General features: G+C 40.3%; 18 protein-coding genes and 1 riboswitch. Of the genes, 6 read left to right on the top strand and 12 right to left on the bottom strand.

From position 1 onward, the window contains the following. Nucleotides 1-42 precede the first annotated feature (42 nt). The gene (locus A361_RS01695) at nucleotides 43-666 is read left to right on the top strand and encodes a DUF421 domain-containing protein (protein WP_019382379.1); all 624 of its coding nucleotides are present in this window, start codon (nucleotides 43-45) and stop codon (nucleotides 664-666) included. Between the two features lie 44 nt (nucleotides 667-710). On the opposite strand, the gene A361_RS01690 is transcribed toward A361_RS01695, so the two are convergent. From A361_RS01690 to A361_RS01670, 4 genes are all read right to left on the bottom strand, one after another. Further along, nucleotides 711-1901, bottom strand: a complete 1191-nt coding sequence (locus A361_RS01690; RefSeq protein WP_019382378.1) for a M14 family zinc carboxypeptidase — start codon at nucleotides 1899-1901, stop codon at nucleotides 711-713. Nucleotides 1902-2273: 372 nt separating this feature from the next. Beyond that, nucleotides 2274-2474: a hypothetical protein gene (locus A361_RS29210; protein ID WP_009336204.1), complete on the bottom strand. Its 201-nt coding sequence runs from the start codon at nucleotides 2472-2474 to the stop codon at nucleotides 2274-2276. Nucleotides 2475-2830: 356 nt separating this feature from the next. Next, complete coding sequence (locus A361_RS01675; RefSeq protein WP_019382375.1) at nucleotides 2831-3205, bottom strand: immunity 22 family protein; 375 nt, start codon at nucleotides 3203-3205, stop codon at nucleotides 2831-2833. Between the two features lie 12 nt (nucleotides 3206-3217). Further along, nucleotides 3218-4966, bottom strand: coding sequence for a ribonuclease YeeF family protein (locus A361_RS01670; RefSeq protein ID WP_162271996.1), 1749 nt, complete (start codon nucleotides 4964-4966; stop codon nucleotides 3218-3220). A gap of 251 nt (nucleotides 4967-5217) precedes the next feature. Here A361_RS01670 and A361_RS01665 point away from each other — a divergent pair, with 251 nt between their 5' ends. Continuing rightward, nucleotides 5218-5574, top strand: a complete 357-nt coding sequence (locus tag A361_RS01665; protein ID WP_019382373.1) for a YwqH-like family protein — start codon at nucleotides 5218-5220, stop codon at nucleotides 5572-5574. A gap of 16 nt (nucleotides 5575-5590) precedes the next feature. Further along, a complete protein-coding gene (locus tag A361_RS01660) occupies nucleotides 5591-5887 on the top strand; it encodes a YwqI/YxiC family protein (protein WP_019382372.1) in 297 nt (98 codons plus the stop codon). 91 nt (nucleotides 5888-5978) lie between these two features. Here the strand turns inward: A361_RS01660 and A361_RS01655 are convergent, their stop codons facing one another. The 4 genes from A361_RS01655 to A361_RS01640 form a co-directional block, all read right to left on the bottom strand. Next, nucleotides 5979-7628: a pyridoxal phosphate-dependent decarboxylase family protein gene (locus tag A361_RS01655; protein WP_019382371.1), complete on the bottom strand. Its 1650-nt coding sequence runs from the start codon at nucleotides 7626-7628 to the stop codon at nucleotides 5979-5981. A 269-nt stretch (nucleotides 7629-7897) separates the two neighbouring features. Beyond that, entirely contained in the window at nucleotides 7898-9097 is a 1200-nt protein-coding gene (locus A361_RS01650; protein ID WP_009336215.1) for a methyl-accepting chemotaxis protein, read from the bottom strand. 51 nt (nucleotides 9098-9148) lie between these two features. Next, nucleotides 9149-9859, bottom strand: coding sequence for a hypothetical protein (locus A361_RS01645; protein WP_009336217.1), 711 nt, complete (start codon nucleotides 9857-9859; stop codon nucleotides 9149-9151). A 55-nt stretch (nucleotides 9860-9914) separates the two neighbouring features. Then, nucleotides 9915-10283 (bottom strand): hypothetical protein, encoded by a 369-nt coding sequence (locus tag A361_RS01640; RefSeq protein WP_009336220.1) that lies wholly within the window; start codon nucleotides 10281-10283, stop codon nucleotides 9915-9917. Between the two features lie 115 nt (nucleotides 10284-10398). After that, nucleotides 10399-10485, bottom strand: a riboswitch (cyclic di-GMP riboswitch). Between the two features lie 408 nt (nucleotides 10486-10893). Between A361_RS01640 and A361_RS01635 the strand changes: the two genes are divergently transcribed. Then, entirely contained in the window at nucleotides 10894-12078 is a 1185-nt protein-coding gene (locus tag A361_RS01635) for a DUF4317 domain-containing protein (RefSeq protein WP_009336221.1), read from the top strand. Nucleotides 12079-12211: 133 nt separating this feature from the next. Here the strand turns inward: A361_RS01635 and groL are convergent, their stop codons facing one another. Beyond that, nucleotides 12212-13843 carry a chaperonin GroEL gene (gene groL / locus A361_RS01630; RefSeq protein ID WP_009336288.1) on the bottom strand — a complete coding sequence of 544 codons (1632 nt, stop codon included), beginning with the start codon at nucleotides 13841-13843 and terminating at the stop codon, nucleotides 12212-12214. A gap of 60 nt (nucleotides 13844-13903) precedes the next feature. Then, the gene (groES, locus tag A361_RS01625) at nucleotides 13904-14188 is read right to left on the bottom strand and encodes a co-chaperone GroES (RefSeq protein WP_009336289.1); all 285 of its coding nucleotides are present in this window, start codon (nucleotides 14186-14188) and stop codon (nucleotides 13904-13906) included. A 317-nt stretch (nucleotides 14189-14505) separates the two neighbouring features. Here groES and A361_RS01620 point away from each other — a divergent pair, with 317 nt between their 5' ends. Next, on the top strand, nucleotides 14506-15231 hold the full coding sequence (locus tag A361_RS01620) for a CPBP family intramembrane glutamic endopeptidase (protein WP_009336290.1): 726 nt from the start codon (nucleotides 14506-14508) through the stop codon (nucleotides 15229-15231). 46 nt (nucleotides 15232-15277) lie between these two features. Next, nucleotides 15278-15481, top strand: coding sequence for a YdiK family protein (locus A361_RS01615; protein ID WP_019382369.1), 204 nt, complete (start codon nucleotides 15278-15280; stop codon nucleotides 15479-15481). Between the two features lie 21 nt (nucleotides 15482-15502). Here A361_RS01615 and A361_RS01610 read toward each other — a convergent pair whose 3' ends face one another. After that, complete coding sequence (locus A361_RS01610; protein WP_019382368.1) at nucleotides 15503-16147, bottom strand: redox-sensing transcriptional repressor Rex; 645 nt, start codon at nucleotides 16145-16147, stop codon at nucleotides 15503-15505. A gap of 27 nt (nucleotides 16148-16174) precedes the next feature. Then, nucleotides 16175-16657 (bottom strand): cyclic pyranopterin monophosphate synthase MoaC, encoded by a 483-nt coding sequence (moaC, locus tag A361_RS01605; RefSeq protein WP_019382367.1) that lies wholly within the window; start codon nucleotides 16655-16657, stop codon nucleotides 16175-16177. Nucleotides 16658-16778: the final 121 nt, after the last annotated feature.

Below are 16778 nucleotides of genomic sequence, written 5' to 3'. Positions count from 1 at the left end.
CTATTTGCGAAAGACTATAATAAAATATAGGGAGGGATGAGATTGGAATTCGATTGGATTTGGAACTCAATCCTTGTCGTCATCGGGGGCACCCTGTTATTAAGGATCGCTGGCAGAAAGTCTATTTCACAGATGACATTAGCTCAGGTAGTAATCATGATTGGCATCGGTTCACTATTAATTGAACCGGTTTCAGGGGAAAGCATTTGGACTACTCTTGCAGTAGGACTCATCCTTGTACTCACCCTAGTTGTCATGGAATATGCACAAATGAAATCAGACAAATTTGAGAAGTTTATCACTGGGCAATCCAAAATTATCATAGAAGATGGAAAATTAAATGAACAGAATCTGAGAAAACTCCGGTTTACTGTGGACCAGCTTGAAATGAAGCTGCGTCAGCATAATGTTGCAGTTATCAGCGATGTAAGATGGGCAACCCTGGAGGCGAACGGACAAGTGGGCTATGAATTAAAAGAAGAAGCCCAGCCTGTAACGAAAAAGGAATTCCTTCAGCTGCAGGCTGATGTCCAGCAGCTGATTCATTTACTGGAACCCGCCTTTGCCAAGGGCTTCTCTGTCCATATGGTTCCTGAAAACGAAGAGGATATTTTTACAGAAGTCGCAGAAGAAACGACTGATAGTGTACCAGATCGACTGCAGTAAGAATGAAGCTGATTCCCATTGGGACTCAGCTTCTTTTGACTATGTTAACGAATTGGCACCCTGTTAGGGATTTCATTATATTCATCCGGATTCAAATCATACACACTGCCATCTGCCACACCATTGATAATCCCCATGACACCTGTTTCTACTGTCTTAACCAGCTGACCTTTCATCTTTTGTCCATAGTTATGTGTCTGCCCTTTTACCTCAAATAGGACAACCCCGCTGCCGTTCAAGGCAAAGGAGCCCAAGGCAGTTCCAGGCAAGTCTAACTCCTGGTCATATAAAGAAATATTGGTAAACACTGAATTTCCTTTTTCCTGAAGTGCATCATAAAGGGCGACGTTTAACTGGCGTGAAAAATCAAAGCGGTAATTCTCCGCATATTGGCTATATTTTGCACCCTCCGCAGAACTTGGATCCGGAACAAAGTCTGCTGAAATGGACATTGTTACATCTTCATCTGTTCCTTCAATCATATAGAAATTCTGGTGATGAAGATCTAAAAAGACTTCAACATGACCAAATTCCTCTTGAAGACTCTTATAAACATCCCGGACTGTTTGCGATTCAGGCGTAATATACCAGCCTGGAGTGCTTGAATTGCCAGGGAAGTCCTCCGCCTTCGGAACATAATTTAAATCCGGGTTAAAGTCACGGTTTACATCGAATCCTGGTGCTGCAGAATAGTCGTCCCCCTGAAGGCTGCGTGTGTAATAATTCCAGGTGGGCTGTGCATTATGTAATTGAGGAAACTGTTCCTGAACCTCTTCCCAGGTCATTACATTGCCGCGCCTGTCCAATTCGGAACCATCGGCATTCATCATCGGGATTGCGACAATCGTTAATTCTTCTCTAATCCTTTTCGCATCTGCTGATTGACTTGACCCCAAATATTGAAGAATATTCAGCAACGCGACAGTGCCGGTCTTTTCATTGCCATGAATTTCGCTCTGCACTAGTACCACTTTATCTCCATGGCCTACACGTGCTGTAAAGATATCTCTCCCCTGATTCGTTTTTCCCGCAGATTCAACCTGAACCAGGCCGTTCGATGATTTTTCAATTTGAGTTAACTTTCTCTTTAATTCTTCATAATCAACAAAACCATTAATTGATACATTTTCTTCTGTCACAGGCTTTGCGCCCTCAGCAAAGCCGACTTGGGGTACGAGAATCGCTGCTGCCAGTGCTGCTGAACTAAGTACTTTCCATAATGATTTCTTCTTCATTTTTAAGCCTCCTCTGATCTATTAATTCGATATCCGAATTATTTCTATCATGCCTTTTTAATAGGAGGATGTAAATCTGCTAAAAGAATTAATATTCTGAATAATAAATATCCTACATTTTCCTTATTAGTTAAGACTTTCATCATATATGAAGAGTCACTCAAATATATTCTTAGGAAAATTCATTAGCCGTTACACAAACTTGTGTTATTAATCTGATTCATTTTTTGCCTTATCAAGCATCTCAGCCACGGCATGCCGCCGGCCATCCTCATTTTCATAATAAACCTATTATTCCTCCTGAATTCAGCAGGTAAATCATTGCCGAATTCAAAAAGGGAAAGCCCCTTTATGAGCTTCCCCTGATATTTATTAATAAGGGTATCCAAATCCTGGTCCACAGCAAGGTCGCGGGTAATAAAGCGGCGGCGGTGGAGGATACCAATAATATGGACGCGGGTAGAATAAAGCAGTGCCCAATAAACCTCCTGCTAACCCGCCTAAAAAGGGCAGACCAAAGAATCCAAAAAACCGCTGATCCTGCGGCTGATAGGGGCCTCTGTAAGGGTACATCCGTTCATACCTCCATTTCCTCTATATATGGCTTACACTATTTTTATATGCGTGAAAATGGGTTTGGCTTGGGCAAATTCATTACATATGGAGGGGGAATGTTTGGGACATATTAAACGAAAAACCTTGAAAGGCATAGCCGATTCAAGGTTCAAAAAAATATATTATATTTTTAGAAATCCCAACTACTTCACCTGGTGATTTATTAATAATGCTTCTTTATTGGATTGCCTACAATGCCTTACTGAATATATTCTTTTTCCGTATAATAAAGCATTACTTAAAGAATAGTAATATCTGTGTCTTATCCATCAACTTCGTCTATTCTTCATTCTTAATACTTATTAAGCTTTGTTTTACTCATAATTTGTAGCGGCAATAAAGTCAAAAGCATCAGTTGAAGTAATTTCATTGTTATACTCAAAATTATATATCAGGATTACGGCATTATATGAATTTTTAAGGTCTATACTTTTCTTGATTTTTGGGATAATAATTTCTTGATACGAACACCCATCTAATAATGTCGAAATATCACTACTGCTATTCTTATAAACTACTTTCTCTATAGTATCCTCATCTGTTTCATCCATATCAATATTAAAATCGATAAAAAATTTGGATGGGACAGACTCACCATCCTCATCATAGGTTAAATCTACATACTTTTCTATAGAGTCTTCTTCTTTAATATTACCTAACCAAATAGAAACCCATCCTTGTTTTTCCATTATAGTATCCTCCTATTTTAATCTCAGATCATCCGGTAAAGACGAAACCCCACCCTCAAGTCTATAATTAGCCCAATTATTAAGTCGTCTAACAAATGTATTATAATCGTTAGATGTATCTATTATTGCCAATAATTCATTATGTGCTTTAGTTGAACCTAACCCTCCATGAACACCGTTTGGATTGACAAACTTAACATCAGATATAGCTGTTCGTAAATCTTTAATCTCTTCAGCACTAATGTTCCAATGCTTAAATTGCGGAGCTCTTGAAACTAAGTGCCACTCGTGTAAACCTCCAGGCTCTCTAAGCTGACGTTCAATTTTCTTTCTAATCTTTTTATCTTTCCAAAGTTCATTTAGTTCACTACTTGTTAGGGAATTGAAGAATCTATTGAAGTTCCCACTCTTTGCAGTAGGTATATCATCGACAGTTAATTTGGTTCTGTCCTTTATATTTTCAGCATTATCAATTCTCTTTCCATCCTTCTTCCCCGGCAAAACCACATGGCCCTTTTCCTCTTTCAATATCCTGACAAGCGCATCAAAGTCTGCCTTATTGATACTCTTCCGTATGACCTTGGTTCCTTGTTTTCGGACAACAGCCGCCAGCGACAGGTATTCGAGAATTTCAAGCGGGGTTCCATCGGCCATTGAGTCAAGTTCCCGTACTCCTCCCACGCGATCTTCTGGAATGGAATCAACGAACTCGTAAGCTTTTCCTTTTTCAGCATAGTATTCCCTGACGATCCGGCCGTCATCATACAGATGGAACTTGCCGCCCTGGTTCTGGCTGCCTATGCCGTGTTCATCTATGACTTCAATAGTCAGGATCTCTCTGCCGCTCAAAGAGATGAATTCCTCTGGGCTGATTTCTTTATCGTTTAGCTTTGCCAAAGATTTCAAGGATCTTAACTGATATTGGAAGGTCTTGTTTTCATAGTTACTCTGCCAGATAGCCCAAATGGAATAAGCACCAGGCGGTAAAATCTGTCCCAAGGCAGTTATGCCCAGTTCTTTAAGGAATTCCGGTGAGCGCATGGAATTTCCAGCTTTATGCCTGATGCCTTCTAAAAGCTCTCCATAGATTGGGCTGGTGTTAAGCTGCTTGACGGAATAGCCGGATATACTAAGATTTCCACTCTGAAAGTGGCTGGAGATTTCATCGATGTAGGACTGCATCAGGTGAAGATCCTGCTCAATTGGATCAAGTGCCAGTGTTTGCTGGCCATCAAAGGTAATAAGATCATCAACGGTATTTCTCCGGTGAAGTTCCGCTCTCCTTACATGTGCCGAAAACTCCCCATCCTGCAGGTGAGGCAGACTGACAATATCAGAAACTTTCTGCATCACCGCATTGGTCTCTTCTGTTAGGCTTGTGGTGATAGATTCTGTTTTTACCAGGCCCTGTGCCGCTTCTCCATCCAAAAAGCTCTGACGGATGAATCCATTGCTTGCCGGCTCGAGCATCTGAAGTGAAGTAGCTATTCTTTTTAAAGTATTTTGATAGTCTGCAAGAAAACCTTCAAAAAATAAGAGAAAAGGAGAATGACATTCACGAAAAAAAGCCTGAATAGCGGCTGCTCCCTCTCCCCGAAAGGAGTCCTCAAGCGAAGTGATTCCTTCTACATCACGTGCAATGTTTCTTATCTGCTCTTCTAAGGAGTACAGACTGGAATGAAGCTCCTTCAATCCGCTATGCAACTCCCGTGCATCTAATACCTTCAGTATAAATCGCCTCCTGCCATTCGACAACTGCAATAGAGGTACTTCTAAGAGCCCCTCACTAGCATTTTCCATAATTTATACTTTACACCAAAAATAAGAGTAATTTTATCACGAATAGGATTATTTTTACACTTTTGTATAATACAGTAATAATTACCCATCGACACAATAATCAAAATGAGAAAATCGTATCATTATTACATTATTTCCCTGTGATATAGTAAAATGGATTCTCTTTTATGGATGTATAATATGAAAATTGCAGTATATAGAGGTGATTTTTCATGTCTTTAGGATATTACTACAGTTTATTGGCGAAGAAACAAAACGAGCTTCAGCGACTGCTGGCCTGTAAGGGAGAGCTTCAAGGAAAACAGCAGGAGTTTACCCACTATCGGCATACCGTCACAAGACCGGATCTTTCTCCTTTCACCTGGCAGGGAAAGCTGGCAGGTGAATTTGAGGACATCCGGTTTGAACAAATGCTTGCGAGTTACACTGACATTGAATCAAATCAGTTTCATGAGGTGTTTTCAGCCATAAACCGGAAGTTCCAGCAGATCCAGCAGGAAATCGATTCTATCAAACAAACGATTGCTTCCCTGGAAGCGCAGCTTGCATCGGAGAGGTCGAAGAAATAATAAGGAGGTACTGAGAATGGATACCGAGATTAAGCTAAGGATAAGTGATATAGAACAGGCACTCACCAACCTTCAAACCTCCGCTAACGGACTCCAGCCATCCCTTCCATCCACTATTGGGGAGAATAATGTCCTTGATTTCATCAATAAATTGAATGCTTTAAATAGGCAGCTTCAGCAGGTGACAGAGGCGTATAAATCTGTATTGCTGCAAAACGAAGAAACAACGCGACAATCCGTGCAATTCTTAGATGAATCGGATCGGCTGCTATCCAGGGGAATACATGGAGAAACTGGCAGAAGAATTCCGTAGCCATTACTATTAAACAAAGAAGAAGCTTCCCACAATCAGTTTATGGGAAGCCTCCATTAATATTTTCAAGCCAATTGCTGGATTTACTTCATTAGGAACCTATAATACTATACTTGTGATTTCTCATTTTCAGGAACATCTCCAAGTGTTCTTTTAAGAATCCGACATAACGGTCGACCTCTTCTATCGTAGAGTAGGGAGAGATCGAGAAGAATTTATGTGCGTACACCGGCAGCTGCTTGTTTGAGTCTGCCGCTTCCACAAGTCTCTGCTTTTTCGTATTTCCAAAAAAGACAGTATCTCGTTCAGCACCAATTACCTCTGCAAACTCGTCATTAAATTGATTAATTTCCATTATTTCTTCCACAGGTAAATGTCCGTTCAATTCATTATCCCATTCAGTCTTTTCAGGGTAAAAGCGGAATGTTGTAATAGGAGAAATTTCATTCGTTACTGCCACATTCGAAACTTCTCTTGTTAACATCTCTCTAAATGCAATATTGACACGGATATAATTGGCCAAAAGCTCTTGATAGCCTTCCATTCCAAATGCTAATAACGATGCATAAATCGCCAAAGCACTTCCCATCCGCGAGCATTCCAGTGTGAAGCCTGTATGATAGCTGCCATACCCACGATTCCCAACATAAGGCGTTTCCGCTGCATCTAAGTCTACATACTTAAGATATTCTCTGTTTTTAATTAAAAATAAACTTGTGATATATGGGGTTTGTCCAAGCTTATGGAAATCAAAGACCATACTATCTGCAAGCTTTATCTGTTTGAACTTATGCTGATAGGATCTTAAAACCTCACTAACATTGTCTTCAAATCTCAGAGGGTTGCTTTCAAAATCGTAATGGTTAAAGAAGGTATACATGCCGCCCATGGCCGAATCTGCATGGATATAGATCGGAAATACGCCATGAGTGCGTTCCAAGTCTTCTGATATCCGCTTAATCCCCTCAATGTCATCAACCCCAAATGTATCAGTCGTTCCCATTGTGGCAAGTACATAAAGAGGAACACCGCCTTTGGCAATAACAAGCGCCATTTTCTCTTTTAAATCGTCGAGATTCATAGAATGATCAGCATTCGCTTTTATCCGAATCATATTTTTCACGCCAATCCCTGCAGCTTCTACAGACTTATACAGACTATAGTGTGATAGCTCTGAACAGAAGCAATAGAGATTTTGCGGTACACCATTTTCATTTGAAGACGGAGCGTACCGTGCAATGGCAAGTCGCAAAGAATTAAAAACAGCGCCTTGTCCTCCCCAGGTTGTATACCCTGCACTAATGCTCTCATCGTATCCGATTAATTTGGATAGCATACTGGTTATTTCGATTTCTGCTGCAGCCGCAGCCGGTCCTTCCACATCCCAAAGATTGTTCCCATTGACCAGGACCATTACTAAGTTCCCGATCATACTGGCTATATTCGGAAGGGGCGCTGCGTTGGCTACATAATTTCGATTGACGTAGCGGTGTCCTTCTGCCAATTTAAGAAGCTCCTGAATCACTTGTTCTATCGGCACACCCTTTTTCGGAACATCGGCCTTTTCAATGATACGATTATAGTAATCCTCTGAGTACTCGGGCATTATTCCCAGTGTTAGTTTGTTGGGATCCTTTAACTCATCTATTTTCGTTAAGATCGTCTTAAAGTAAGACAATAATTCCTCTCTTTGGAGTTCATTCCCATCCATACTGGGAAATAACTTTTGTATTTCCTTCATCCTGTACCTCCTGGATGCTTTTTCTTGAAGCAGTTTTATCTAAAGATCCAATAAAAAAGTCCACACAGGTGGACAAATCAGTGCCTAATTAAGCCTTTTGGCAACCTTGCTGCCATAAAAATATTCCCTATTAAACAGAAGGATACTGTAATATTTATTGATCCTTTCTTTTATAAGGACTAATTCGGGCATCAAAGGGAAGCTTCCCATAGGCTGCATTTACCTGAAAGAAGCACCTTTATATTAATCAGCCAGCAAAGCAACGATCTTTATACTGCTGCACTGAGCTTTTTATCAGCAATTTGACCATGAGCTGCCTCTGTTTCAGCACCATGATTCCATACAAATATTAACTTGTTTACATCATCTGTTAGCTCTACAAGATTCTTTGCTACCTGGACAAGTTTTTGCATTGCAGTCAGTTCATCATCACTAATTTCGATTAGCTCCTCAAACATTTCAACAGATTCCCGTGAGATTGAGGCAATCTCAACAATTGTTGCCATGATCTGCTGCGAAGCAGAAGATAATTCCTGTGTACTCGCAGAAGAGTTTTCATTATTTTCAGCAATAATTTTTGTAGTAGCCAGAATTTGTTTGAACATGGACCCAACTTCTACAAGGGTGGTATTTGTATCTTTCAATTCCTCTGTTCCCTGCTGCATGGAGTTCACGACTATCCCAGTTTCCTCCTGTATATTCTTTACAATGTTTGATACTTCAGAGGAAGACTGCCGTGATTGTTCGGCCAATTTTCGAACCTCATCAGCAACGACTGCAAATCCTTTGCCATGCTCTCCCGCACGGGCCGCTTCTATGGCCGCATTCAATGCCAATAAATTAATTTGTTCTGAAATCCCTGTAATCACTTTTACAATCGTGCCGATTTCATGAGATTTTTCTCCGAGTTTATTTATGGCATCAAATGTTATATTTACCGTTTGATTAAACTGATTCATTTTATCTAAGGAATCCTTTAGCTTCTCGTTTCCTTCCTGCGTCAGTTCTAAGGTAGTATTCGATTGTTCTGAAATCTGAAGGGATCTCACGGATAGATCTTCGATAGCCTGTGTCATTTCCTCCATAGATGCAGCACTTTCTTCTGTTGCTGCCAATTGTTTCGTCAACCCTCTGCCTACCTCATCAATTGCCGCTCTAACAATATCCGCTTTTTCAGAAGCATATTCACCGACTTCAGTAAGATTTTCACCTTTTTCATGAACATCTTTTGAATAGGAAAAAAACTTTTCCCTTACAAGGCCGAAATAGTCGATTAGCCCATTAAATACAGCATGTTTAGAGCTTCGTTCATCAACCTTCGCTGCAATTTTACCTGCTGATAATTCTTCCATTCCATTTATTATTTCCTTATGAATATGGAGATGGTGTTTTAATGAAAAGTATCGATAGGCAAAAAACACCGATACTCCCATTAAAATAATATTGATGCCTAGCATAATCGCTTCCATTATAATAAATCCCCTAACATCTATTTAATTAAATTAGACTTTATATGTAATTTAAAGCTCTTTTATTAGGATATATGTTCCATCTGCTACATTTGCAGGAATACCACTCAGCTTATTATTATCCTGATATTTATGGACAATATAATTTCCTTCAGTATCTTTATATTTTTTCATATTATGATATTTTTCCATGACCCGTATTGATTTAGGGTTGGTTGCTTCACCTAAAACAGCCTTTAATCCTTGGGATGATGCTTTTGCGATTAATCTATTTCCTAGCTGCTGAATAATTTCATGACGATTATGTTCAGCTATTACGCCTAACATGAAAAGGTGTAATAGTTCTCCATCCTTGATTTCATGTCCATTCTGTTTTTTATAATCTTCCATAAAACGTTTATCTACATCTTCCAAAACACGGAGAATTACATTCATATCATAAAAAGAACCTTCAAATATGTCTTCTCCGATTATCTCAGGTGCATTTGTATCTCCCGCAAGTACACCGACAACTTTATGATTAGCATCCTTTGCAACTGCGCAATATCCCTGTTCAATCGTAGAGTCTAAATAATCCTTGGTAAATTGATAGAAATCCTCATAGCCTATATTCAATTGTCCTACCATTGGCTCCTGAACCCATTTCCCTGCAACCTCCACTCCTATGAATGTTCGAGCCAGACAATCAGCTGCTTTCACAATTAATTCTGGCTGATCCTTCTTTATAATTTCGTATGTATATAGCTCTAGTGTTGTTTGCACTTCTTTACTCCCTTTCAAATGTAAAATAATGATCCCCTAATCATTGTCACGAACATTAGATGCCATGAGGCACTTTATCAACAAACGTACCTGAGAACTCAATTCTCTCAAGTGCATTCCTGATTTGCACCTGCGCAATTTTAGATGACGGTTTTACTACAAGAATATCCTTAAATCCCAATGAAGAATAAAATTGCATTGTCTGTTCAAGCTGTGGAACCACCTTTGATGGGACAGGGGTTTGATGGGTCCCGTCTACAACAAATGTATAACTTTGCCTTGATACCTTACTAATCGTATCCTGTAAATCTATCATATAACCTTCCGCATCCTCCTCTCTCATTAACCCATGAACCTGTACATGAACTTCCTTTGCGGCCTCATTAATGGCCATTTTGTATTTTTTCTTATCTACAACTATCATCGCTGATCTCCTTTGCCTGTATTCTCCATCATTTTTGCAGCTATTTAAAAGGTGTCCAAAAAAAAAGACTATCCCCAAATAGACAGGGATAGCCAAATAAACGTTCTTTATTATCCTTGGCAACCCGACTGTCATTACCCTGGAGGATTTTAGACTCGTAGCTTTGCGTCCTTACCTTTCGATAAGTTTGCCTTTTCAATTTTATTAAATATAGGACTAATTTCACGATTATATTTTACTATACTATTATAAAGAACTTGCCATTTTTTGTCGATACTTGTAATTTTTATTTCTGCATCCAATTTTATCTGGAAGAGTATGTCCCCATGTTAAAGAAATAAAAAAGGCTTCCCATAAGTTTAGTCAACTTATAAGAGGCCTCAATTAAATACCTTTATGTTAACAAAATATCAGCATTCTACATTCACCTCGCCAGCGCAAATTCGGCCGGTAAAAATCAACTTCATGCTTCTCAAATCTCCAGCCAAATTTAATTAACGTATCCCTTTTCAAAAAAGCGAAAATAAAAGAGATAAATAATTTATAGAGCTGATGTATTTTGTTATTCTAGTAAATATGCATATTGGGCAGCTTAGGAGTGGATTTAACTGTGAACAAAAAAGACATCGCACAGATTCGGAAACAATTTAAATTAAATAATGACTTACTAAAGATCTCAGATATTTTTAATGTCTATATTATGAAGGAATCAAGTGAGATTTATCATTATGAAAGCCAGCCCTTTGAAATGCTGGACCAGGATCAGCAGGAGCTATTTATGGATAACTTCAAAAAGCTGCTTGGCGGCCAATTGGATGAAAAGCTCTTTGAATTAAAGTTTCAGAGGGATGCCGAAAACAGCAGTCAACTCATCCTGCATCAGGGATTGCTAAGCAGTGATGCTGAAGGCTGGATGGATCAAATGCTTCAGATAGTCGGCAAAATGCTGGGAATCCGGCAATATGAAAAGGATATTGTCGTTACATTCATTCGCGGGGAGTATCTTAAGCCAATGAAACGCCGCAACGCAGAAGCCGAGGAAAGTGAACGGGATGCCGTTTATTCTCATCCCTTTATTCTCTGCAGCATAAATAACACTCAAGAACCGAAGAAAGAATTGCTTTTTGACTATGTAGAAAAGGAATTTAAATATCATTTTACCGTTGATCCGATTATCAACCTCAAGGCTCCCATTTCAGGGTTTCTATTTCCTTGCTTTACCGATCATGCAGCTGATGTCAATCACGTCTTGTATTCAGCAGGCAAGGTACATGAGCCCGACTACCAGTTCATAGTGGACGTTTTAAACGGGGAAGAAACGATGACGGCGCAGGATGATAAAATCGTTTTTGAGGAAATTATTAAAGACGTAACAGGAGATCAGCTAAGCACAGCAACCCTTTCCAACGTATATGAAGAGATTAACCGTATGATCGTGGAAAACGAAGAGGATGAACCGCCGAAGCTGGATTCCAAAGACGTAGAACGCGTTTTAAAAGTGAGTGGTCTCGAAGATATTAATTCAGAAAAGGTCCAATCCGCTTATCAAAAAATCATCGATGATGACAAATATGAAATAAAGGCAACCAGCGTCCTGCCCAAATTTAATTCAAAATCAATAAAAATCAGCACGAAGGCAGCCAACATATCCATCTGCCCGCAAGATCTTCGATATGTAAAACAAGTCCATTTTGACGGCAAGCGCTATCTGATGATCGAAGTGGAAGAAGATACTGTGATTGAAGGCTTCACGATGATTCCCGAAACTTTTGGCGGGGGTTCGGACAAAGAATAAATAAAAAAAGGAATTCCCGAATAGGAATTCCTTTTTTGTTTGTTATAAACAGTTTTGGGAACAGCAGGACAAGAAAACCTGTACCTATGTCCTGGTGGATGATGCTTTAAAACGTTGGGTTCAACGCTTTAAATTACATCATGCCGCCCATTCCACCCATGCCGCCCATATCAGGCATTGCAGGAGCAGCGTTTTCTTCTGGCTTGTCAGCAACTACTGCTTCAGTAGTTAAGAACATAGCTGCAACAGATCCAGCGTTTTGAAGAGCTGAACGAGTTACTTTAGTTGGGTCAACGATACCAGCTTCGATCATGTTTACCCACTCGCCAGTAGCAGCGTTGAAGCCAGTTCCAACTGCTTCGCGCTTTAAGCGGTCAACAATGATAGAACCTTCTAGACCGGCATTGTGAGCAATTGTGCGTACAGGCTCTTCCATCGCACGCAATACGATGTTAACACCAGTTGCTTCATCGCCTTCAGCCTGGATAGCAGCCACTTTATTGTATACGTTTAGAAGGGCAACACCACCACCGGAAACGATGCCTTCTTCTACAGCAGCACGTGTAGAGTTAAGGGCGTCTTCGATGCGAAGCTTGCGCTCTTTTAATTCAGTTTCAGTAGCAGCACCAACTTTAACAACTGCAACACCACCAGCAAGTTTAGCAAGGCGCTCTTGTAATTTTTCGCGGTCAAATTCAGAAGTTGTTTCTTCCATTTGAGTGCGGATCTGGTTCACACGTCCGCCGATTTGCGCGCTGTCTCCAGCACCCTCAACGATTGTAGTGTTTTCTTTTGTAACAACTACTTTAGTAGCGCGTCCTAAAGAGTCGATTGTAGCAGACTTAAGGTCACGGCCTAACTCTTCAGTGATTACTTCACCGCCAGTCAGGATCGCGATATCTTCAAGCATAGCTTTGCGGCGGTCACCGAAGCCAGGAGCTTTTACTGCTACCGCGTTGAAAGTTCCGCGAAGCTTATTCACAACTAGTGTAGCAAGTGCTTCACCTTCAACATCTTCAGCTACAAGCAATAAAGGCTTGCCTTGCTGTACAACTTGCTCAAGTACAGGAAGGATTTCCTGGATGCTTGTGATCTTCTTATCAGTGATTAAGATATAAGGGTTTTCAAGAACCGCTTCCATCTTATCAGAATCTGTAACCATGTATGGAGAAGCATATCCGCGGTCGAATTGCATACCTTCAACCACATCAAGCTCAGTTGTGAATCCTTTAGATTCTTCGATTGTGATAACACCATCGTTGCCAACGCGCTCCATTGCTTCAGCGATCAGCTGGCCAACTTCATTGTCAGCAGCAGAGATTGCAGCAACCTGAGCAATAGATTCCTTATTTTCGATTGGCTTAGAAATAGCTTTTAATTCTTCTACAGCTGTAACAACTGCTTTTTCGATTCCTTTGCGGATGCCCATTGGGTTAGCGCCTGCAGTTACGTTCTTAAGGCCTTCACGGATCATTGCCTGAGCAAGAACAGTTGCAGTTGTTGTACCGTCACCGGCAACATCATTTGTTTTACTTGCTACTTCAGCAACAAGCTTCGCACCCATGTTTTCGAATGCATCTTCAAGCTCGATTTCTTTCGCAATTGTCACACCATCATTGGTGATAAGTGGAGAACCGAATTTCTTCTCAAGAACCACGTTGCGTCCTTTAGGTCCAAGAGTTACTTTTACCGCATTTGCAAGGGAATCCACACCGCGAAGCATCGCGCGGCGAGCTTCTTCACTAAATTTAATCTCTTTAGCCATTGATAAAACCTCCTCAAAAATTTTAGCTTTATTCTTTAATAATCTTCGTCTGATCGGCGATTAGCCAATTACAGCAAGAATGTCATTTTCGCGTAAAATTAAATACTCTTTGCCTTCGTACTTCACTTCAGTACCAGCATATTTTGAGAAGATGATACGATCGCCGTCAGCAACTTCAAGGGCAACACGCTCACCATTTTCAAGAACGCGGCCAGTTCCTACAGCTACAACTTTACCTTCTTGAGGCTTTTCTTTAGCAGTGTCCGGCAGTACGATGCCGCTTGCAGTTTTTTCTTCAGTTTCAACAAGCTCGATAATAATTCGATCACCTAGTGGCTTTAACAAGTGAAACAACCTCCTCAAATAATATGTAAATATTTTTATTTATTAGCACTCTCTCTGTATGAGTGCTAACACAATTATTATATTAATGAATCTCATTTCTATTTGCAAGGGTGAAGCTTAAATTTTTTAGAAAAAATTTCATTCGCCCATACACACTATTTTTCGACACAGACAACCTCTTAAGTATGCTTCGGAACTCTTCACTTTACCCATAGTATTTTCCTGCTTTGATGCTGATATTTGAAACCCGCTCCTTATTAAGAGTACAATGGCTTTAGGACTTGTTTTCCAACACTCAGAATAAGGAGTATAACATTTTGAAGAAGGAATATTGGTTTATATTAATAGCTTATATTGCCATGCAGCTGTCCAGTTTGTTTGGCGTTCCGCTTGTGTTATTTATTGCAGATGCCCTTGGACAGAACCCCGAAAACATGCAGATCCTGGCTGTAGCCTACTGGCTTGTCATCAGTTTTACGGTTACACTGATCATTACGCTTCTATTATTAAGAAAAGAGATGAAAAAAGGCCTGGATAGGGATGCATCTTCCGCAGCAAGCTCAGCGGGCTGGGCAGTTGGGGGTATATTTTTGGCCCTGATCGCTCAAGCTACTGCTGCCAGCATTGAAAATATGATTGGGATTGAAATGGGATCTGAGAATACGCAGCAGATTATCCGGATTATTGAAGCATCGCCAATCGTTATCTTAATTAGTTCGGTCATTGGGCCAATACTTGAGGAGATTGTCTTTAGAAAAGTTATTTTCGGTTCTCTCCATAAGCGCTTCAACTTCTTCTTATCGGCCCTGATCAGCTCAGTCATTTTTGCACTTGCCCATTTCGAGCCTGAACATGTACTGCTGTACTCGGCAATGGGGTTCACCTTTGCTTTCTTATATGTCAAAACGAAGCGGATTATTGTGCCGATTTTTGCCCATGTGGCGATGAACACCTTTGTTGCGGTTATCCAGCTGAATCAGGATAATATGCAAAAATGGTTAGAAGAAATGGAAAAAATGCAGAGCTTTATCAGCTTTTTCTAGCATAGGGGAATGCTTTGCAGAGTTTTAAACTTACTGGGGGATTTTGATGAGAAGCACACCTTTGTTTTCAGGCTTTATTTACATCCTTCTCGGATGCCTTTTCACTTTTATAGCCATACAGAATATCCAGCATGAAGAAACCTGGGGATTCTTTACTTATTTTCTGATTATAATTGCCACATTCGATTTTGGCACCGGACTGCGGATGGTTGGCCTGCATTTTAAAATGAAAAATAAAATGAAAAAATGAGCCCCCAAAAGGCTCATTTTTTTACATTTCTTCCGGATAGTTTTTCAGAAAATAAACCAGTGACTGCAATTCTACTGCCAGATCGATATGGTGAATCCGAATCGAGGCTGGCACAGTGAGCCTCGCAGGTGTAAAATTAAGGATTCCTTTTATTTTCGCATTCACCATCCGATCGGTAATAGCCTGGGCAGGCGGTGCCGGCACCGTTAAAATCGCCACCTGAATATTATTATTTATAATAACTTCTTCAAGGTCATCCATATGATGGACCGGTACATCACCGATTTTCGTGCCAACCTTACTCTCATCAACATCAAAGGCTACTTCTATTTTGGTATTATTATTTTTAAGAAAATTATAGTTAAGAAAGGCTGTTCCTAAATTCCCTACCCCGATCAAAGCTACTTTAGTCAGCTCATCCTGGTCAAGAGTCTTCCGAAAGAAGCCCAGCAGGTAATTCACATTATATCCATATCCTTTTTTTCCTAACGCACCAAAGTACGAAAAATCGCGGCGGATTGTTGCAGAATCTACCTTTACCGCCTCACTCAATTCTGCTGAAGAGACTCTTTGTTTGCCTGATGAGTGAAGGTTTTTTAGAAAGCGGTAGTATAAAGGCAGCCGTTTAGCTGTTGCCTGCGGTATCTTAATTGGTTCATTGGCCATTCGTCCATCCCCATTTCTTATGATGAATTAATTTCTTTTAAAATCTCCGTTTTTTCCGCCTGTTTTCTCTATTAAAAAGGTTGGCCCAATCACCATTCCTTTATCTACAGCCTTGCACATGTCATAAACGGTCAGCGCACAGACAGAAGCGGCTGTTAACGCTTCCATTTCCACACCCGTATTTCCCTTCGTTTTTACAGAAGCAGTAATGATCAGGACATACTCTTCCTCTTCCGCCTTCCATGAAAATGAAATGTCCACGCCCTTAAGCGGCAGCGGATGGCACATCGGAATAATGTCCCATGTTTTCTTGCTCGCCATAATACCTGCAGTTTGTGCAACAGCGAGTACATCCCCTTTTTTCATAGAGTTGGATGTTATCTTTTCGTATATCTCCTGATTAAGAGTAATACTTGATTGAGCAATGGCTGTTCTTGCCGTTTCAGGTTTATCGCTGACATCCACCATTTTTGCCCTGCCCTCTTGATTAAAATGAGTAAAATCCGCCATTCAAAACACCTCTCTTCAAAATCATACACTATTTTTCTGTTACTTTGTATGTGCTTTGTATTGTTCCTCACATATTTATTTGCCTTTTGTCTTGATTGAATGCCCTGCAGAAGGGATTATA

The sequence above is a fragment of the Cytobacillus oceanisediminis 2691 genome, from assembly GCF_000294775.2.
Taxonomy (GTDB): domain Bacteria; phylum Bacillota; class Bacilli; order Bacillales; family Cytobacillaceae; genus Cytobacillus; species Cytobacillus pseudoceanisediminis.
The sequence above is the reverse complement of the archived record's forward strand: the minus strand, read 5'-3'. Positions and strand labels throughout refer to the sequence as shown.